Source organism: Chelativorans salis, assembly GCF_025336525.1.
GTDB classification, from domain to species: domain Bacteria; phylum Pseudomonadota; class Alphaproteobacteria; order Rhizobiales; family Rhizobiaceae; genus Chelativorans; species Chelativorans salis.
In genome coordinates, this window is sequence record NZ_JAOCZP010000012.1 from 91,757 (window position 1) to 110,966 (window position 19,210).

Annotated in this window: 20 protein-coding genes and 1 pseudogene; 10 read left to right on the plus strand and 11 right to left on the minus strand. The window is 62.0% G+C overall.

Features of this window, described 5'->3' with window-relative positions; genetic code table 11:
* The 5 genes from N5A92_RS24945 (at nt 1) to N5A92_RS24965 (ending at nt 5,479) form a co-directional block, all read left to right on the plus strand.
* On the plus strand, nt 1–882 hold the full coding sequence (locus N5A92_RS24945; RefSeq protein ID WP_425248642.1) for an ABC transporter permease: 882 nt from the start codon (nt 1–3) through the stop codon (nt 880–882).
* Nucleotides 883–934: 52 nt separating this feature from the next.
* Nucleotides 935–1,732 carry an ABC transporter permease gene (locus tag N5A92_RS24950; RefSeq protein WP_260907201.1) on the plus strand — a complete coding sequence of 266 codons (798 nt, stop codon included), beginning with the start codon at nt 935–937 and terminating at the stop codon, nt 1,730–1,732.
* 52 nt (nt 1,733–1,784) lie between these two features.
* On the plus strand, nt 1,785–3,362 hold the full coding sequence (locus N5A92_RS24955; protein WP_260907203.1) for a M81 family metallopeptidase: 1,578 nt from the start codon (nt 1,785–1,787) through the stop codon (nt 3,360–3,362).
* Nucleotides 3,363–3,676: 314 nt separating this feature from the next.
* Nucleotides 3,677–4,342 carry a response regulator transcription factor gene (locus N5A92_RS24960; protein ID WP_260907135.1) on the plus strand — a complete coding sequence of 222 codons (666 nt, stop codon included), beginning with the start codon at nt 3,677–3,679 and terminating at the stop codon, nt 4,340–4,342.
* A gap of 108 nt (nt 4,343–4,450) precedes the next feature.
* Nucleotides 4,451–5,479, plus strand: coding sequence for a serine hydrolase domain-containing protein (locus tag N5A92_RS24965; RefSeq protein WP_260907136.1), 1,029 nt, complete (start codon nt 4,451–4,453; stop codon nt 5,477–5,479).
* A gap of 738 nt (nt 5,480–6,217) precedes the next feature.
* Here N5A92_RS24965 and N5A92_RS24970 read toward each other — a convergent pair.
* The 5 genes from N5A92_RS24970 to N5A92_RS24990 form a co-directional block, all read right to left on the minus strand.
* Complete coding sequence (locus N5A92_RS24970; protein WP_260907137.1) at nt 6,218–6,616, minus strand: hypothetical protein; 399 nt, start codon at nt 6,614–6,616, stop codon at nt 6,218–6,220.
* Entirely contained in the window at nt 6,613–7,215 is a 603-nt protein-coding gene (locus tag N5A92_RS24975) for a cytochrome b/b6 domain-containing protein (RefSeq protein ID WP_260907138.1), read from the minus strand. Before N5A92_RS24975 ends, N5A92_RS24970 begins: the two co-directional genes overlap by 4 nt.
* A 202-nt stretch (nt 7,216–7,417) precedes the next feature.
* Nucleotides 7,418–8,407 (minus strand): FAD binding domain-containing protein, encoded by a 990-nt coding sequence (locus tag N5A92_RS24980; RefSeq protein WP_260907140.1) that lies wholly within the window; start codon nt 8,405–8,407, stop codon nt 7,418–7,420.
* A gap of 22 nt (nt 8,408–8,429) precedes the next feature.
* On the minus strand, nt 8,430–10,844 hold the full coding sequence (locus N5A92_RS24985; protein ID WP_260907142.1) for a xanthine dehydrogenase family protein molybdopterin-binding subunit: 2,415 nt from the start codon (nt 10,842–10,844) through the stop codon (nt 8,430–8,432).
* A 4-nt stretch (nt 10,845–10,848) separates the two neighbouring features.
* Entirely contained in the window at nt 10,849–11,532 is a 684-nt protein-coding gene (locus N5A92_RS24990; protein WP_313958459.1) for a (2Fe-2S)-binding protein, read from the minus strand.
* A gap of 743 nt (nt 11,533–12,275) precedes the next feature.
* Between N5A92_RS24990 and N5A92_RS24995 the strand changes: the two genes are divergently transcribed.
* Nucleotides 12,276–12,695 (plus strand): MBL fold metallo-hydrolase, encoded by a 420-nt coding sequence (locus tag N5A92_RS24995; RefSeq protein WP_260907144.1) that lies wholly within the window; start codon nt 12,276–12,278, stop codon nt 12,693–12,695.
* 232 nt (nt 12,696–12,927) lie between these two features.
* Here the strand turns inward: N5A92_RS24995 and N5A92_RS25000 are convergent, their stop codons facing one another.
* A complete protein-coding gene (locus N5A92_RS25000; RefSeq protein ID WP_260907145.1) occupies nt 12,928–13,842 on the minus strand; it encodes a LysR family transcriptional regulator in 915 nt (304 codons plus the stop codon).
* Nucleotides 13,843–13,967: 125 nt separating this feature from the next.
* Here N5A92_RS25000 and N5A92_RS25005 point away from each other — a divergent pair, with 125 nt between their 5' ends.
* From N5A92_RS25005 to N5A92_RS25015, 4 genes and pseudogenes are all read left to right on the plus strand, one after another.
* Nucleotides 13,968–14,585 (plus strand): FMN-dependent NADH-azoreductase, encoded by a 618-nt coding sequence (locus tag N5A92_RS25005; RefSeq protein ID WP_260907146.1) that lies wholly within the window; start codon nt 13,968–13,970, stop codon nt 14,583–14,585.
* Between the two features lie 106 nt (nt 14,586–14,691).
* Entirely contained in the window at nt 14,692–14,958 is a 267-nt protein-coding gene (locus N5A92_RS25010; RefSeq protein WP_260907147.1) for a hypothetical protein, read from the plus strand.
* Nucleotides 14,959–15,163: 205 nt separating this feature from the next.
* Nucleotides 15,164–15,493, plus strand: a pseudogene (locus tag N5A92_RS27590) (SDR family oxidoreductase); the annotation flags it as partial.
* Nucleotides 15,494–15,524: 31 nt separating this feature from the next.
* Entirely contained in the window at nt 15,525–16,043 is a 519-nt protein-coding gene (locus tag N5A92_RS25015) for a Rossmann-fold NAD(P)-binding domain-containing protein (RefSeq protein ID WP_260907148.1), read from the plus strand.
* 85 nt (nt 16,044–16,128) lie between these two features.
* Here N5A92_RS25015 and N5A92_RS25020 read toward each other — a convergent pair whose 3' ends face one another.
* The 5 genes from N5A92_RS25020 to N5A92_RS25040 all read right to left on the minus strand — a co-directional run bounded on the left by N5A92_RS25020 (nt 16,129) and on the right by N5A92_RS25040 (nt 19,120).
* Nucleotides 16,129–16,500: a VOC family protein gene (locus tag N5A92_RS25020; protein ID WP_260907149.1), complete on the minus strand. Its 372-nt coding sequence runs from the start codon at nt 16,498–16,500 to the stop codon at nt 16,129–16,131.
* Between the two features lie 27 nt (nt 16,501–16,527).
* Nucleotides 16,528–16,929: an SRPBCC family protein gene (locus tag N5A92_RS25025; protein ID WP_260907150.1), complete on the minus strand. Its 402-nt coding sequence runs from the start codon at nt 16,927–16,929 to the stop codon at nt 16,528–16,530.
* Between the two features lie 72 nt (nt 16,930–17,001).
* On the minus strand, nt 17,002–17,781 hold the full coding sequence (locus N5A92_RS25030) for a helix-turn-helix domain-containing protein (RefSeq protein WP_260907151.1): 780 nt from the start codon (nt 17,779–17,781) through the stop codon (nt 17,002–17,004).
* Nucleotides 17,782–17,946: 165 nt separating this feature from the next.
* Nucleotides 17,947–18,264, minus strand: a complete 318-nt coding sequence (locus tag N5A92_RS25035) for an EamA family transporter (protein ID WP_260907152.1) — start codon at nt 18,262–18,264, stop codon at nt 17,947–17,949.
* 76 nt (nt 18,265–18,340) lie between these two features.
* A complete protein-coding gene (locus tag N5A92_RS25040) occupies nt 18,341–19,120 on the minus strand; it encodes an IclR family transcriptional regulator (RefSeq protein WP_260907153.1) in 780 nt (259 codons plus the stop codon).
* Nucleotides 19,121–19,210: the final 90 nt, after the last annotated feature.

Genomic DNA, 19,210 nt, shown 5'->3' on the forward strand with positions numbered 1-19,210 from the left:
ATGTGGACAGCGCTTCAGCGGCGGTTCCGCGACGGCTCCTCCTCGCCAAGGGAATATGGGACGGCAATGTCGCTCGGCCTCGTTGCCCCGCTTTTGCTCTTGCTGCTGATTGCCTTCGTCTATCCTGTCGGACGCCTCCTGTGGAACAGCATTTTTGCGCCGGACGCGACGCTTGTCCACTACGGCCGCATCATCGAGGAGCCACTCTATCTCCTTGTCCTTTGGCGCACGCTTGAGATTGCCTTCGTTGTGACTGTGCTTGCCTTCCTGCTGGGCTATCCGGTCGCCTATGCGATGGCGCGCATGTCCGGCCGACGGGCGATGCTGGTCGCCGCCTGCGTTCTTGTCCCCCTGTGGACGAGCGCGCTCGTTCGGTCGTACGCCTGGATCGTAATCCTGCAACGAAACGGGATCGTCAACGATCTCCTGGAAGAGGCGGGCCTCATCGAGACACCACTGCGGCTCCTCTACACAAAGGGGGCGGTCATCCTGGCGATGACGCACGTCCTGCTGCCCTTCATGATCCTGCCGATCTACTCGATCCTGCGAAACATTCCCGACGAGCTTGCGAAGGCCGCGCGCAATCTCGGGGCCAGCGCGCCGCAGGCCTTCCTTCGCATTACCTTGCCGCTCAGCCTGCCGGGCGCTGCAGCCGGTACGCTCATGACATTCATCCTGGCTCTCGGTTTCTACATCACGCCTGCTTTGGTGGGTGGTCCACGCACCCTCATGATGTCCACGTTGATGGCGCAGCAGACGACGGAGCTGCTCGACTGGCCGTTCGCGGGTGCGCTGTCGGCCGTGCTGTTGGCATCAACGCTCCTGCTCGTCGTTCTTTATCGCCGGGCGCTTTCGTTCAACAAGGGGTTCAAGATTGGCTGATATCGACCTAGCTCTTGCCGCACGAACGGCAAAAGAACGCAGCCAGGCGGGGATGACAAGCGTGACTGGGGTCGTGGCGGCGCTGGGACTCGGACTGATCCTGTTCTTTCTCCTTTTTCCCACGCTCATCGTCGTCCCGATGTCGGTTGGGACGGCGTCCCACATCGAGTTCCCGCCCCGCGGCATTACGCTCAGGTGGTACATCGAGTATTTTCACGATCCGGACTGGATGGCTGCGACCTGGTTCAGCCTGCGCGTCGCCATCGCCACGACTTTCTCGGCAACGCTGGTCGGCACGCTGGCCGCAATCGCGCTCGTGCGCGGACGCCTTCCGGGCAAGGAATTTCTTCAGGCGTTCACGCTCGCACCGCTGGTGGTCCCCCACATCGTGATAGCTGTCGCACTGTACCTCACCTTCGCACCACTCGGCCTGACAGGCAATCTCACTGGCTTCGTGATCGCCCACACGATGCTCGCGGTCCCTTATGTCGTTGTCACGGTGAGTGCTGCCCTGCAACGCTTCGATCCCGCGCTGGAGCTTGCTGCGCTCAACTGCGGCGCAACCCGCATCCAGGCGTTCTTCTATATCGTCCTGCCCAACATCCTGCCCGGCGTTGCAGCTGGCGCCGTCTTCGCCTTCCTCGCATCCTTCGACGAGGCGACGGTCGCCTTCTTCATTTCCGGCATCGAGGGAAAAACGATCACTCGCAAGATGTTCGAGGACATCGATTTCAATCTCACGCCGGTCATCGCGGCGGTCTCGACTGTCCTGACGGTGCTTTCCCTTATCTTGATGGGCATGATCGAGATTGCGCGGCGGAGGAGCGGATATGGCGGCCCTCGCCGCTGACCGGACCGTCGCAAACAGAAGAGAGAGTGGAAGCTTTCTGATGACAGCGCGCATGCCACGAGGAACGGGAGATGTCCAGTCAGCGACAAGCCGCAGGAGGCGGCGAATTCTGGTCGGCTGCATTTTCCACGAGTCTCACGGCTTCAGCCCCCACGTTACGACGGGTGATCAGTTCGAGATTTACCGAGGCGGCAAATTGATCGATCAGGCGCACCGTTCAAGCACAACCCTTGGCGGGATCGTCTCAAAGGCGCAAGATCTGGATCTCTCTGTTGTGCCGTCCGTTTCAGTCAGCGCTCCACCCGCTGGTCCGGTAGACCATGGATTCTACATGACGATTCGTGATGAGCTTGTCGATCTGGCGCGGCGCGAGGCCTGCGACGCGGTTGCACTCGAGTTGCACGGCGCCATGGGGACGACCGAACTTGCGGATGCCGAGGGTGATCTGCTCGCAGCGCTGAGCCAGGCCGTCGGACCGGATATTCCGATCGGGATTGGGCTTGACCTGCATGCGCATGTGACGGGCGCAATGCTGGGTGCCGTCGACATCTGCATCGCCTGCAAGGAGAACCCCCATTCCGATGTCGTTCGATGCGGCGAACGGGTGGTCGAAGGACTACTGGCCATGCTCGATGGAGACCTGAGGCCAGTGACGGCGATGGCGAAGGCGCCGATGATCCTGCCGGGGGCTGCGGAAACTGCCGAAGGCCCGCTTGCTGCGGTGCACGCCAGGGCCCGGTCTATCCAAGCCGCGCACCCCGAGATATGGGATATATCGCTATACAATGTCTTCCGCTATGTGGACGACGAGGACATCGGCCAGGCGGCTGTCGTCATCTCGAACGGAGCAAGCGACAGCGGCGTGCAGGCAGCAGAGGAGCTCGCTAGATTGTTTTGGGAGTGGCGCGAGCGCTTCCACGACGATCTCCTTTCGATCGACCAGGCGCTTGACATTGTGGCGACGGGGGATGGGCAACGGCCGTATGTGTTGGCAGACATGGGGGACCGGGTATTGGCCGGCGCACCGGGCGACAGCACCGCAATCATCGCACGGGCGCTAGCGCGCTCTGACGGGCTTCGCGGCGCCATCCCAGTCACCGATCCCGACAGCGTCGAGGCCGCCACGGCGGCCGGTGTCGGCGCTCATGTGACACTGGACATCGGCGGACGCCTGACGCCCGGCTTTTCGCCCCTGAAGATCACAGGCACTATCACGGGGGTCGGTGACGGTCGTTTCATCATGGCAGGCCCGTTCCGGGGTGGCGAGGAGACGAGCCTTGGCCAGACGGCCGTTCTTGTCGTCGACGATCGATTGCGAATCCTGCTGACAAGCAAGCCGGGCTTCACACATGATCCGGCGGCCTTCACGAGCCAGGGGATCGACCTGAGATCTCAGGACTTTGTGGTCGTGAAATCCGGCTACCACTTCAAACTCAATTTCGCGGGCATCGGCACACCGCTGAGCCTGACGTCTCCCGGCATCGGATATTACACACGCGGGCAGCTCGACTGGAAGAAGGCCCGCTTTTGGCCGGAGCACGACTTTGGTGAGGCTCGGATCGAAGCAGTCCTTTCCAACGTTCTAACCAGCCAGTTCCACCGCCCTCACCGCGATCCGCGAATGCGGTAGTCGCCAGCCTGCGGCTCATGGTACCCCGACATCGGGTACTGACACACAGGTGCGAGATGTTCAAAAGAAGCCAACAAGTCCCGGCGGGTACGACGGTCTGGACGCCGTATAGGGCGGCATGAAACCGCTTCAGTCGGCGCGCCGCGGACGTCGTGGCGGTTCTTGCAGTGGGTGCGGCGCACGGCGCTGCTTTGTCCGATGCACACATGTGGGCCCGCCCGCATCTCTAGGAGAAAAGGGCCTCCAATGAAGCCGCTCGTGGTCATTGTTCGCAGGACGCGGAACTCTATCTTGTCCTCGACCATATAATCGATGTGGACGGCTTCGGAAGCGAACTGGCCTGCAGTCTGGAAGGCGCTCTGCAACTGGTGGCGAAGAAGATGCCGGCAGCTGTCATCCTCGATTGCCGGGCGGACGGCATACCGGCTCCGCGCCTGTGCACCCGGTTGAAGCAGGACAAGATCACGCGACCCGCTCCGGTCGTGGCACTCGTCGCGCCGCAGGCGGACGACAAGCACATCGCGCTCCTGCAAGCCGGCGCCGACGTGACCTTCGTGCGACCGTTGGTGCCGGCAAGGTTGCTGGCTTATCTGCGCAAGCGGGTGTGTTCGGCCGATCGGAGCGGCGAATATGCCCTGGCCTTCGACGACATCGAAATGCGGCCCGATAGCTACCGCGTGCGACGGCGCGGTCAGGAGATTCAGCTCAGTTCAATCGAGTTCCACATCCTCCGGCATTTGGTGGATCACCGTGGCCAGGCGTTCAGCCGCGAAGCGCTGATCGGCGTCGCCTGGCCGACCACGATCCACGTGAGCCTGCGCACGGTCGACGTGCATGTAAGTCGCATGCGCAAAGCATTAAGGCGGATCGGCTGTCATGCTCTCAGCCGCACCATCCGGTCCGAAGGATACAGCTTTGGAGACGAAGTCGGCTCCTGTAACGCGCTCGAACCGAACGGCATGCCCCGACCGCCAAACTGACAGATTCGGCAGATCGTACAAACCGCTGGAGGGAAGCGAAGAACAAAATGTCCTGACGCGCCGCCGCATCATCTTCATCTTGCCCGAAATGCGTCCTAAGGCGGCTTCATGCTAAAGTGCCCAGTCGCGATTCTTGTCTTTCTCCTTGGCCTTTCCATCGCCGCTCACGGCGAAGAGGGCCTGGCGCAGCGTCTTGAAAAGCTCCTTGACGAGGCCGAGCGCCTAACACCGCTACAAACGGTCGTCGTCGCGCACGTGGGCGCGGTGGTGGCCGAACGCGGCTATCGCGGCCACTCGCCGGAGCGCCCTGCCAACATCAAGTCCGCCTCAAAGTCGATCATCTCCGCACTCGTCGGCATTGCCATCGACAAGGGCGTGCTCGAAGGCCCCAACCAAAAGATCGCCCCGCTCCTTCAAACCGACCTGCCTGCCGACCCGGATCCCCGGCTCAAAGAGGTGACAATCGGCCATCTGCTTTCCATGCAGGCAGGGCTGGGGCGCACTTCGGGCTCCAACTACGGACGCTGGGTGGCAAGCGACAATTGGGTTCGGGCGGCGCTCGCCATGCCCTTCGACGACGAACCGGGCGGTGCCATGCTCTATTCCACCGGCTCGACGCATCTCCTTTCGGCAATCCTGACGCGCCGGACCGGCCGCTCTACGCTGGAACTGGCGCGTGAATGGCTGGGGCCGCAGGATGGCTTTTCCATCGCCGCCTGGGACCGTGATCCGCAGGGCATTTATCTCGGCGGCAACCAGATGGCCATGAGCCCGCGCTCGCTGCTGGCCTTCGGCGAGCTCTACCGCAACGGCGGGGTGAGTCGTGACGGAGAGCAACTCGTGCCGGCCGATTGGATCAAGCTCTCGTGGAAGCCGCGCACCGCCTCCCGCTTCACTGGCGATGGCTACGGCTATGGCTGGTTCATGCGCGAGTCTGCGGACGAAGAAGTCTTCTATGGCTGGGGCTATGGCGGTCAGATGGTCTACGTCGTGCCGGGACGGGCGCTAACTGTGGTCATGATATCCAATGAGAACGGCCCCGCCGGTCGCAGCGGCCATCGCGATGATCTCCACGCGTTGCTCAAGCGGATCATCGAGGTGACGGATGGCGTGCGCAAGGAAGCGCTGACCGAGTAGATACCAGAAGATAATGTAGTACCAGGCGACATACACGCGCGGGAACTGACCCGGGGGGCAATTCGAGATCACGGCGGCCGCATCCTCGTGACCTGCCGCTCGCACCGGCGGCAGGCCGTGGTTCTTAACTTAAGAGCGAACAGAAATTGCGAGCGTAACATTCTTCATGCTTAGCGCCCGTCTTGATCGCTACTTCAGAGCAGGGGCGGAGAAATCAGCACTCTGATGGCTGGGAAAACGCGTCTTCCAGAGGGAGAACCCAGCGGCTCGTATCATCTACGTCGAGCAGCCCGGCATGTCGGTATCGGGGTGAGTTCCCGGTCAAGCCCCTGGGAGCCCCATAATGGGCCAGAATGTTCGTGATGAGGCAGGCCCTCCTCCAAGTCATCTCTGGCGCCGATGGATGGCTCCAGGTCACCGCCCTCCTCTCATGTCCGCGTCGCCCTCCAATTTGTCAAAGAGGTTCACAAGCGCCTCGATTGTCGTTTCCAGGTGAAGGCGGAGAGATGGCGTCATGCTGATGAAGATGGTCGCTGATTGCGAGTCCTTCTCCTTTGACGCTTCCTCGCGGATAGTGTCCTTCCTCCCGTCCCTTGTCACACATTCGAGCAGGTCCGTAATGTTCGCCCGTTATGGTGATAGCCTGACCACGAACGCTCTCTACGGACTCGCAGACGTCTTCGGCTAAGGGCATCTGGCGTTGACCACGATCCCCGCCGATGCTCTACCGCTCCATGCTCAGCGCGGTGGCAAAACCGCCTGATCGGTGAAGAAAATATTGGTGAGGAGCGACCGCACGGAAATCAGGCCGTTTGTGTTGTCGATCATGTCCGAGGAGATCGAAGGCTGCGCCAGCAGGACGGCGAGAACCGAACGCACGACGGCGAGGTCAGCCCTGAAGCGATCACGGAATGCTGCGCCTTCCGGGTCGGCCAGCCCTTGGTCGAGCGCTTGTTCGAGATCATCGAGCGCCGCGTTAAAGCGCTTGAGGTAGCGGCGGATCTGGCTCTCGCCGCCACCTTCCTCCATGTCGCGCTTTCGGCCCTGAGCCGCATAGGCCAGCATGAACTCATAGGATTCCTCGATGCGGTCGAAGGCGTCGCGCATGGCGTTCGCCTGCGTCATCAGGTCGGTCATGATTTACCCTTTCTGGCCTTTTCCGGCCCTTGTCCGCCGATCATGGCGACGAGGAAGCTCCGATGCTCGGGTAGGAGAGCGAAGTAGACGTGGAGAGTAAACAGAAACAGCAGCACCAGCGATGCCGCGCCGTGAATGACGTAGATGATCCCCCAGCTGTAGTCGCTCAGGATCGACGGATCGCGCCTCCAGAAGGTCGTGTCGATCTTGGCGAGCATAAGGAGGCCCGTCACCAGGAGGACCAGGATGGTCGTCGCTGCAGCGAGGTGAAAGCCCTTTTGAAATGCGTCGTACTTCGCCTCCGCAAGAGCTTCTGGCCCAATGCCGCGCGCAGCCTGCGCAATTTCGCGGATGTCGTCGGGCCCGGGGACCATTCCACGCACGCCGTGGACGAAGAACACGCGAAAGAGATGGAAGAGCACGAGAAGCGTCAGTGCCACGCCTGATATCCAGTGTAGGGGTACCCAGTCGAACCTGAATCCGACAATCGGCAGGAAGGCGGTCGCCCCCAGCACGATGACGGAAACCGCCATACCCCAGTGAAATAGTCGATCGGCAAGGCGGTGGCGCACGCCGTGATGCCGGATCGGAGTGTTCATGCGTTCGTATTCCTTCGGATTTGGCTGAGGGTGTGGTGGCGCCGGACAGGAGGTCAGTCCGCCCGGCGCAGCGCCCTTACGACGAGATGCAGGACAATTACGACGGCGGCAGCCGCGACCGGCAGCCAGAGGATGTCCCAGTTCACCCCGACGAGCATCCTCTGGCCGAAAGCGTCCTGCGTATGCCGGAGCAACTCCATGGCTAGGCTAGGGACCGGATCGCGCGCACGGCGAGGTTTTCCATCAGCGGAACCTTGAAGTGGTTGAAGTTCAAGGGCTCCGCGCCCCGCGCCGCGACGCGCTTGACGAGCGTTTCCAGTTCCTCGCCGGGCGTTTCCCCGCGCGCCAGGCTTTCCACGTCGGTGAGCCGCCGCGGTATGCATTGCACGGCACCGCAGACGATCGAGATGTCGGAGATCGCGCTGCCCTCCATGGTCGCCGCCATGGCGATGTTGGCGAGCGCGAAGTCCCATGTATTGCGGTCGGCCACCTTCTCGAAATATTGGCGCGATCCGGCCCATTTGCCGGGGATGCGGATGCCGACGAGAATGTCGCCCCGCTCCAGCATGGTCATGCGGGTTATGTCGATGTCGGGGCCGATGAAGAAATCTGCAGCCGCCACCTCGCGCCGGTTCCCACCCCGCTCCACGATGAATGCCGCTTCCAGTGCGGTCAGCGCGATCGCCGTATCCGAAGGCGTCACAGCCACGCAGCGGCTCACGCCGAAGAGCGCGTGCTCGCGGTTCATCGCCGTGGGCGTGTTGGCGTAGCAGGTGTTGCCCCCGGCCCGGTAACAGGGAAACCCGTCGCGATAATAGGTGCAGCGCGTGTCCTGCGAGACATTGCCGCCGATGGTGCCCTTGTTGCGAATCTGCGGCGAGGCGACCCGCAGCGCCGCCTGTGCCAGCGCAGGAAAGCGGCTTTGGACCTCCTCGCTCTCGTTCACCTCGGTGAGCGTGGTCGTCGCGCCGATCCAAAGTCCGCCGTCGTCCTCCTCGCGAATCCCATGCAGGTCGGGAATGTTGGCGACGTCGACGAGCACAGAGGGTTGTTTCACCCTGTGCTTGAACCAGTCCAGGCTGTCCATGCCACCGGCGATGATCCAGGCATCCTCGTGATCGCCGAGGATAGCCTGAGCATCCGCTAACGTGGCCGGCTGGAAAAGCTCGAAATTGTGCATCACATCAGTCATTGTATCCTCCTCCCGAGCTCGCTCACACCGTGTTCGTGGCGAGCGGCACGTGGGATTGCGGCCGCCCTTCCGCCGCGTTCAGGATCATGTCGGAGACCACCGGCGTGCGGTTGAACAGGTGTCCGCCCAGCGCATCAGAGATGGCACATATGAGCGCCGAGGAGGCAGCCCCTTCGAGAGGCTCGCCGATGCCCTTGGTGCCCATCGGGCTCTGTGTATCCGGCTGGTCGACCGCTGCCCAGTTCATCTGTGCCGGCATATCCAGATACGTCGCCGGCTTGGCCTGATAGAGCGCCTGGGCGTTGGGCCGGCCATATTGCGGATCGTAGACGTGCCGTTCTGTCGTGGCGAGGCCGAAGCCCATCATGGCACCGCCGCGCACTTGCGCGGCCAACCCCATCGGATGGATGACCGTGCCGCAGTCGGCGACGCAGTGATAATCGAGGATCTCGAACTTTCCGGTCTCCATGTCGACATCGACCTCGATGAAGGCAGCCGCCAGGGCTGGGACGGTGGCGTCCTTCGGCAGGTTGTCCTTGGCCACTCCAATCAGGCCGGTCCCGGCGATGGCACCAGCGGAAGCCCTGGTCATCGTGTCGATATCGTCGGGAAGCTCCTGGCCGTCGTACCGGCCGCCCATCTCGATGGCCTTCTGCGCGGCTTCGGCGAAGGACATGCCGGCACTCTCGTCGCCGATCCTGACCACGCGCTCGTCCTTCAGCTCGTAGTCATCGGCATCCCCACCCAGCGTGGTAGCTGCGATCTCCTTGAGTTTCTGGGCAGCGTCCATCGCGGCGACATAGTTCGTCCGCGCCATGGTGAAGTTGGTGTTCGAACCGAACTGGCCGAGATTCCACGGCAGATGCTTCGTGGTGCCGCCATATTCCAGCACGACCCGGTCCCAGTCATAGCCGAGGGCCTCTGCGGCGATGCGCGAGGTCGAGGCATAGGAAAAGGTCCCGAGATTGCCGACACCGGTGTGCACGTGCAGGATCCCGTCGGGCGTGATACGCACCAGCCCGTCGAAGCCGTTCGAGCCAGCAGTGTGATAGGCCTGTCCGATGCCATAGCCGCGCACCTTGGAGCCGTTGCGCATGCCGGACTGCTTCGAGCGCTCGACCCAGTTGAACGCCTCGGCACCCGTTTCCAGGGCCTCCCTCAGATAAGCGGAGGTCACCGGTCCCTGATCTGGGCCGTATTTGGCACCCACACCGCCCCCGGGCGCGTTGGCAAGCCGGAGCGCAAGCCGCTCGATGCCAAGCTCGCGCGCGGCCTTGTCCAGAAGCGGCTCAAACATGTTGGCCGCCTGGTTCTCGCCCGGGCCGCGCTGTGCGCCTTTGGGCACGGTGTTTGTCAGCACCGGGGTCGCGCGGAAGCGCATCGCTTCAGGCTGGAATACGATAATCGCCGCGGAGCCGACATTGTTGAAGTCCGGGAAGCCCGAATTGGGGCCGAGATCCTGGACCACATAGATGTCGGCCGCCAGCATGCGCCCTTCCTTGCTGAAGCCGAGCTTTGCCCAGCCCTGGAAGCCCGCGCGGGCGGAGCCGTTGTTGTATTCCTCGTTGCGGCTGACACGCAGCAGGCAGGGACGACCGTTAAGCTTGCGCGACACCAGCGCGGGAAGCGCCATTAGCGGATAGCTCGCAGCCTTGCCGCCGAAGCCGCCGCCGCAGAACTCCGAAACCAGGACCAACTCCGACGGCTCGATGCCGATCAGGTTGGCCAGGCCGGGCTGCGCAAAGGCTGTCGACTGGGTGGACCCCCAGACATGGCACTTGCCGCCCTCCCAATAGGCTGCGGCGGAGCGGGGCTCCATCGCGTGATGGGCGTTCGAGGCATGCACGAAGCTTTCCTCGACGATGACGGTGGAGTTGGCGAAGCCGTCTTCAAGATCGCCGAAGCTCCATTCCACAGGCGCCTCGCCACGGGGCAAGGCATTCTCGCCGGCCAGGGCGAAGTCGCGGCCCGACCATTTCAGCTCTTGCGCGTCGATGCCTCGGCCGGCGACGTTCATGCCGGCGAGCGCGTTAGGCCCGTCGGGCTGCAGGCTTGCGAGCGGGTCGATCACGAAGGGCATAAGCTCCATGTCCACCCGAACAGCGGCGATGGCGTCGGCGGCCGCCTGTTCGGTCTCGGCCGCGATCGCCAGGATCGGCTGGCCGAAAGAGGCGGGCTCGTTGCTGAGGATCGGAAAGCCGACCGGCGAGTCAGGCTGTTTCACCTCCTCAGGCAGCAGATGGCCGAGATAGCCAGGAACCTTTTCGGCCTCGCTCAGGTCGATGTTCCTGACCATGCCATGCGGCATAGGCGAGCCGTAGAACTTGACATGCGCCATGCCGTCGGCCCGGAAATCCTCGGCATAATTGGCCGCGCCGGTGACCTTGGCCTCGATATCCGGCGGGATGAAGTTCTTACCGATAAGTTTGTAAGCCATGGCTTCAGACCCTCTCTGCGGCTTTCATGACGCCGCGCAGATAGTGGTCGTAGGCACCGCACCGACAGAGATTGCCGGACATCGCAAGGCGCGCCTCTTCGACCGTCGGGTTCGGGTTCCTGTTCAAAAGCGCGACCGCGGTCACGACCTGGCCGGGCGTGCAGAAACCGCATTGGGGGGCGATCTCCTCGATGAAGGCCTGCTGCACCGGGTGCAACGTACCGTCCTCCCCGGCCACGCCTTCCACAGTCGTGATCTCGCTGTCGCGGACACGGTGGGTCAGCGTCGAGCAGGAATATATGGTGGTCCCGTCGGCGATTACTGTGCAGGCCCCGCATTCGCCCTGGTTGCAGCCGATCTTGGTCCCGGTCAGTCCCAGGCGGTAGCGGAGCGTGGTCGCCAGCGTCTCGTTCGGCGCCACCTCCACGCTGCGGGCTCGGCCGTTGACGGTGAGACGCACCAGCCGCTCGACGGCGCGCGTATCTGCCCGCGCGGGCGTGGTAGCGGAGAACAGATAGGCCGAGCCGCCGATCACCACGCCGGAACAGACAACGCCGCGCAGAAAGTTGCGCCGCGTCATATGCAGCGGTCGCCATAACGGAGTCTCCCCGGTATGTCCGCGGTTCGGCCGCGGTGCCGGTCCCGGCACGTAGTCGACCGTTGGATCGTAGGGTCCGTAGGTTTCCATGAGTGGCTCCTCCCGGTCATGCGGCCTGGCAGGATGAGCACGTGTCCTTGTGAGGCCGCGTTAGTGTGTTGCCCACACTTTGACAGAATACTAGACTTTCTGATGAATGGAGACAACGTGTCGAAGGATTTTCGGCATGAGGAAACACAATTGTGTGATAGTAACCGACCTAAACCTCCGTCTCGCTTGGGCGCGGGAAGTCTTTATCGCTCTTAAAACTGGACTTATATGTTCATGTTTTATTGTCGCAGCGACCGTCTTCTGCCTTTCCCCGAGCTATGCAGATCGCCATTGCCTGCCATCGCTGGAGGCATTCTACGGCGCGCGATACGCGCTGCGGGACGAATCTCTTGCCTGTTCTGTTGCGCTGGAGCGGAGCCTGGAAGCGCTGCAGTCTGCCCTTGACCGTGCAAACGCCTGCGGATGTGACGAACTCTCCGCAAGCATGCAGGCTCTCATCGAGGGAGCCGGCGACGACGACGGTGCAAGCTGCCAGAGCCGCGTCTCGGATATCTTAGGCCAAACAGAGCAGGTGAAAGCCCTCGTCGAAATGTGCCACCACTGACATGCCACGCCTTCCGCATGCTAGCTCTGCCTGACCGATTCTAAGGTCGGCATTGACCGACTCGCAGCTCCGCGCGGTGAAAATCCCCAAGGCAGCGCGGGGTTCACGCTGGGCGGGCGCGGGTATAGGCTCAATTGCAATGAAGGCGAGAACCATCTCCACGGTGGTGCCGTAGGATTTGACCGGCGCGTCTGAGGCGAGGCATGAATTCGCGACAATCGATGAACGGCTCGAGGCGCGCGGAACCCACCCTGGAGGTGTCGAGGCAATCCCGACACCAGGCCATACCGATAACAACACTTGCTATCTGGTCAATGCGCAGAGCGGCGAAACCTACCTCTTTGTCGGTGACGTCCTTTTCCCGTCTCGTGGAATCTGGCAGGCCGCCGCCTTTATTGAAGACGGTGGCGACAAGGATCAGCTCAAGGCCAGTCTCGAACTACTCTCGGAGCTCTCCCCTGACGTAGTCCTCTTTAGTACAGCCGTTGCCGATCCGGCAGTGCACCTTTTCACGCCCGAGAAATGGCGCAGCGCCCTTGTCGAAGCTTCATGTTCGCTCGATCATGATCGAGCCTCACCCCCGCGGCCCGAAAATTAGCAATTCGCGGAGGAACTCACACAAGCTGGACCCTTGGGAGACTTTTCGCTTTTCACGCTGGAACCAATCCCAAGGCGTGGCTCAGTACCGCCCCATACCAGTCGAACTGAAGGAAACTACAATGCCAGTTCCTCTCTTTTGCTTAAACTCAGCTGCCCTTCTACGCGGTCCGAATGCGGGCACCAGATTTGGCTTGAAAGGCGGGGTATCGGTTCTGCAGTGTCATTGTGGCCTACCCGCTTTGTTCACGAAAAACCTCAAGCTCGCGTTTGAAACGATCCACAAGCCATGCCGCAGCTGGACCGTAGGGCGTATCGGCCGCGTGCATGGCATAGAGCGAATAGTCAGTTGGCGGATAAGGATCCAGCGACAGTTCGACCAGCCGGCCCTTCGATATGTCATCCTCGACCATCCATTTCGGCAGCCCACCCCAGCCTAGACCTGCCAGAATCAGGGCGTGCTTGGTCGCGGCATCGGTCACGCGCCAGGTGTTGAAGGCATGGACCCCGAAGTCTTTTCCCCTGGTGTGGTTCGTGGGGTCCGTAATCACGATCTGGAATTCCTCGCGGACGATCGACGAGGGAACGGGCCCATCGGCCACGGCCAACGGATGGCCCGGAGCGGCGACAGGGATGAACTGCGATTGCCCCACCTTGTGGCTGACGAATTCATCATGGCTGGTCGCCGGCGCGCCGGCAATACCGACATGCACCTCGTGTTTCAGGACCAGATCCCAGACGACTCCGAGGGCGCCGGTATAAAGGCGCACACTCACTGTCGGGTATTCGCTTCGAAATGCCTTCAGGACGGTTGTAAAAACCGGCGTGGGCAGAAGCACGTCGACCGCGACCACAACCTCACCTTCAAGACCCTGACCCAGCCCGCGGGCCCGCGCACGCAGGAGCTGCAGGCCGGCAACCATGCGGCGCGCATCCTCCAGAAGTGTGAGGCCCGCCTCGGTCAGCTGCGGCCGGCGTGTGCCTGTACGGTCGAAGAGGTTTACCTCAAGCTGCGCTTCCAGATTGGCGATCGTGTAGCTGATCACCGATTGAGCCCGGTTGAGCTTGCGGGCCGCGGCCGAAAAGCTCCCTGCCTCCGCGACAGCAAGAAAGACCTGCAATTGGTCGAGCGTGGGATTGGCTTCCATGATATATCAATTTTCTCGATTGTTTCCAGCGATATTTTCCCAGTTTTCAGGATGGCTGTCCATCGCCAGATTGCGTCTATGCAATCCGCTTGGCAACTGCCGGGCAAAGCAAAAGGACAGAAGCCATGACCTCCATCCTGCTCGTTACCTCAAGCCCGCGCGGCGAGGCCTCCCATTCCACACGGCTCGCAACCGAGCTGGCGGACAAACTGCGCACGACGCAATCGGCCGCAACCTTGGTAAAACGCGACCTCGTTCAGGATCCTCTTCCGCATATCGAACCCGATTTTGCTTCGGGCATCTATACGCCGGCGGACGATCGTAGCGAGAAGCAGGCGCGGCTGGTGGCCGTTTCCGATGCGGCGGTCGATGAGGTTCTTGCGGCAGACACGATCGTGATTGCCACGGGAATCATCAACTTCAGCATCTCCTCGACGTTGAAGTCCTGGCTCGACCACGTGGCGCGTGCCGGCCGCACCTTCCGCTACACCGAGAGCGGTCCCGAAGGCCTGGTCAAGAACAAGAAGGTCTACCTGGTCGTTGCTTCGGGCGGAGTCTATTCGCAGGGGGCCGCCGCTGTGTTCGACCATGCCGTCCCCTACCTGAAGACTCTGCTCACTTTCCTGGGAATGTCCGATATCGAAGTCATTCGCATCGAGGGCGTCGGGATGGGTGCAGAGGCGGAACAAAGGGCGCTTTCAAGTGCACTGAACGTCGTCTCCGAACTCGCGATGGCTGCCTGATCTCCGCTCGGCTGGAAGATCACCCTGGATCGCAGCAGCGCGGCCGTTCCCAAGGTGGTCTTTCCACCCCTTTTTAATCAACCGCCCCACACAGCGACCAGCCGTCATGAAGAACCCATCAAACACGGTGCACATCATCGCCCTTGCGGCCTGTTTTGCCGTGCACTACGCGATGGTGAGTGACTCTCACCTTTCCGGAATCCGGCGCGCGTTGCAAACCATGACGGGTCCTGCCGACGAGACGATGGTTCCCGAGCGGCAGCACGCGCTCCCGATTGCCCCGCTCGTCGCAGGCGGATGGAAGCCTGAGAGCTATCAACCGGCGCAAAAGCGAATTAAGCAAAGGCCTTCTTTTGAGCCCGCCGCTACATAGGTGGCTCGAGTCAGACGGTGCCACCCAACGGCAGACTGGGTGTATTTGCGGGAGGGGCGAAATGACACGCTAGCGCAGCGACTAAGCGCTGGGGATCGTCGCACTGCCGGCTTCAGGTCGCAGCGCGTGGCCGATTCGATCAATACGGTTCCAACCCACGGGGATAAATTGGGCACATCGACCAACGACAGATGGAGCCACGACAATGACTATCTTCGTCACAGGTGCGACCGGGACGGTCGCAAGCCAACTCATCCAGCCACTCAGGCACGCCGGCCACACGGTCCGCGCGATGGTGCACTCTGAAAAGAAGGCGCGACAACCGGCAGCGCTGGGCGCGGAGACGGTCGTCGCTGACTACGCCGATCCAGCGTCGCTCGATTGCGCCTTTGCCGGCATCGAAACCGCACTCCTCCTGACGCCACCGCATGCGCGGGCGGCGGACTGGGCGAGTGCGGCAATTGCGGCCGCAAAACGCGCTGGCGTAAAGCGGATCGTGCGCATCTCCGCCGTTAAGGCAGCGCACGACGGTCCCAACGACAATTCGCGCCAGCACGCGCGCACGGATGACGAGATCGCCGGTCGGCCTGGATTTCGTGATCCTGCGGCCGCACTTCTTCATGAACAACTGCCTGTTCGGCGCCGCCGAAAGCATCGCATCGGATGGCACCGTCCGATATGCCCTCGGCGACGCCAGGGTCGGGATGGTCGATCCGCGCGACATTTCAGACACCGCAGCGCGGGCGCTGATCGATCCCCGCTGGGATGGTGGCACCTACGATCTGACCGGGCCGCAATCCATCTCCGGTCACGATGTCGCCGAGTACCTGTCGGCCGAACTCGGCCGTAAGGTACGCTACGTCTCCATTGCACCCGAGGCAGCGGCAGACCTGGTTCGCAGCATGGGAGGCAACGAATGGCAGGCGGAAGCCACCAGGGGGTATTTCAGCGCCTATGCGTCGGGTTGGGGTGACTTCACGACGGACTGGGTGCCGAAGATTTCCGGGCATGCCGCCCGCCCCTTCTCCCAGTTCGCCCGTGAAGTCATGCTGCCGGCCCTGAAACTCCGTGCAGACGCGGCATAGTCGGTATTGGACGACCGGCCGAAGCGCTTGAAGCTTCGTGCGTGAACACTTGAAAGGCGGCCCATGTGGGCCGCCTTTCACTTTCTCACTTGTCCGACCACACCGCCAGCTCGTAACCGTCGGGATCGGCGAAGTGGAAGCGGCGGCCGCCCGGGAAGGAATAGGCGGGCTTCACGATCTTGGCGCCAGCCTCCTCGACGCGGCGCTGGGTCCCGGCGAGATCGGTGGCGTAGAGGATCACCAGAGGACCGCGGGTTTCGGCCGGATGGTCGCGAACCTTGTCACGGCCGAGAGCAAAGCCGCCGGTAAGGCGGCCATCATTGAACTCACAGTAGCCTGGACCGTAGTCCTTGAAGGACCAGCCGAATGCCTTGCCGTAGAAATCGCGCGAGCGCACGATGTCGCCGACGGTGAACTCGACATAATCGATGCGTTGATCGTTTCCGGAATTGGCCATTGGGTTTCTCCTTTCGAGATTTGAAGCTCAGCGTTCAAGCAATGCCTTGAGGGCGTTCAGGTCGCGTTCTACTGCTGCGGCGTCGGCGGCGAAGATTTCGTCCGTCATGCCCGGCATCTTCAGCAGGGTGAACATGATCTCGGCGCCAGTGCCGTTCGGGATCACGCGCATGGCGTTGTGGGTTTCGCGGCCGTCCTCGGTGAACACCGTATGGTCGAGGACGCCATACGCGTTGGGCGTCGAGAAGCGGATTCGGATAGGGCGGCCGTCGGGATCCTCGGCAGTCCAATCGTCTCCGGTTTCCTCAAACCGCCTGCCCAGGCCGGCGGCCCAGCGCGGGAAGTTCTGTGGGATTGAGGCGAAGTCATAGACCTCGCGCCAGTCGCGTCCGATCGATACCGAGATCGTGCGGGCTTGATGGATCGTCATGTTTGCCTCCTTCGATCAGGAGGCAAAACAATAGAAATATGATGCGCGGGCGTATTGAATGAAACGGCCAGGTCAGGCAGTGATTTGCGAGAGGATCGCGGCCGGCGAGAAGCCCGAGAGACGCCGCACTTCGCGCGTGAGATGCGCCTGATCGGAATATCCCGCCGCGAAGGCGATATCGGCCAGGCGCGGCTCATGGGCCCGGTGGGCCAAGGCAAGAAAGCGCTGGAAGCGCAGAATGCGGTCGAGCGTCTTCGGCCCGTAGCCGAACGTCTCCTGGCAATGGCGGCGCAGCGTTCGCGGGCTGACGTCCAGCCGGTCGAGAATGATCACCATGCCGCGCCCGGCCGACTCTGTCCTCAGCGCATTGAAGACGAAGCCGAACTCCGCCGAGGGTGGGTCGATGTCGGGCGCCAATTGCGAGAAAAGCGCCTCCATGGTCCGCATTCGCCCCGCCGGCGATGGCACGTCGCCGATCCTTTGCGCGATTGCGTTTGCCCGTGGCCCCCAGAATTCGCGCAGCGCGATGCGGCGACCTACGATCTCCGACATGGGAAGGCCAAGCCACCTGCGTGCAGCACCAGGACGGAAGCGGGCGCCGATGACGGTGCTGCCGGCGGTGAGCGGCGAGACAGCGACGGCCACATCTGGCCCCGCCACGATCAACTCCCCGTCGATCCACGTGATGTCGACGCAGCCATCCGGTACGACCGCCAGGCAGCTGGGGCCGTCGGGTCGTAACGTGTTGGACCAGGTGCACTGGAAATGCCTTTCGAGGGCCATCGGAGGCCGGTACTCGGCGTATTCGCCGATCACGCCCGAAAGGACTAAGTCATCTTCCTGCGGTTTCATCACCGCCCTCCCTCGCACAACTCTGGGCAGCGCCGTCTCAACGCAACAACAATATTTTGCATTACATATTTGTTCCAGTCTTGAGCATGGCGCCAACAAGCCTGCCGCCAACAGCGCTACGCAAGGCGATCGTCTATCAGTGCACCTTTCTCGATAGTGGAGCTGTCATGTCCTCTCCGCCAGAATGCCGCGCCATATCCGCCCGTCGATTGAAAGCAGGCCGAATGCGATCAGCGCCATTCCGGTCAATTCCGACAAGCTCAAGGTCTCGCCGAGGAAGAGGAAGCCCAGCAGGATGGCGGTTACGGGTATCAGCATCGTGACAAGCAGCAAATTGGTGGCGCCCGCTGTTTTCAGAACGCGGAAGTAGATCAGATAAGCTGCTGCGGTTGTGGCCACGAGCAGGCCGGCCGCCGCCATGATCGTGCCCGACTCGCAGTAACCGCATTGCGGCACGCGCGCGTCGATCCGGGCCTGCTGCACGTTGGCCTGTCACATCGCAAACGATGGCGAACTGATGTGTTCCGCGAGGATGTGAGCATCCGCCGCGACAGCCTTGCTAATCATGCCCGTAAGAGTCCGACTCACCAGCCACGGAGGCACTAATTCTCCCCGCCGTCTTTCGGAGCGCTTCCAAGGCTTCCCTGGTGAATTCGTCTCCGAAGTGCGAGTTGGCGCCCACGAGGGAGATTCCTGCAATCATACGCCCGGTGCCCGACAGTACAGGCACGCCAATCGCCGTAATCTCCGCTTCCCGCTCCCCTCGGCAGAACGAGTAGCCGTCCTTGCGGACCTGCTCAATTTCGACTTTCAAGCGCTGCGCGTCGACCACGGTTTGGGGCGTGTAAGCCTGCAGTTCCTGGCTGGAAAGAAAACTCTCCACTTGCTCATTCGTCAGGCTGGCGAGCCACAGCTTACCGTTCGCCGTGCAATGCATCTCCAGTGGCTCGCCCACGCCCATATTGAGTGAATAGGACCGCGAGGAATTGGCGCTCGCAATCACGACCATCCGGTTATTGCGGTAGGTGGTGGCAATCGCCGTCTCCCGGAAACGGGACGCCAGATCGTCAAGATATGGCTGCGCAATTCTCGCAATAATGTCCGATGACGCGGCGATCGAACCCAGGTCCGCAAGCGCAAGCCCAAGCCGGTACTGCCCGCGACGTTCGGATACCAGGGCGCCGGCCACCTCCAAAGTGCGAAGAAAACGATGTGCGGTTATGGGCGTAAGTCCCAACTCTTTGCAAACAATCTGACTTGTCAGGCTTTGGCGCCCATTCGAGAACAGCGACAGGATCTCGAACGCCGTCAAAACAGAGTTATTCAGTTGCTCGCTCATGTATCCCTGGCCCAACTAATGCGACGGCTCTTTGTAAAAGCAAAGGGCGATCCGAACTCCAACGCAGACAGCCTTCCAACCGTCCGCAGA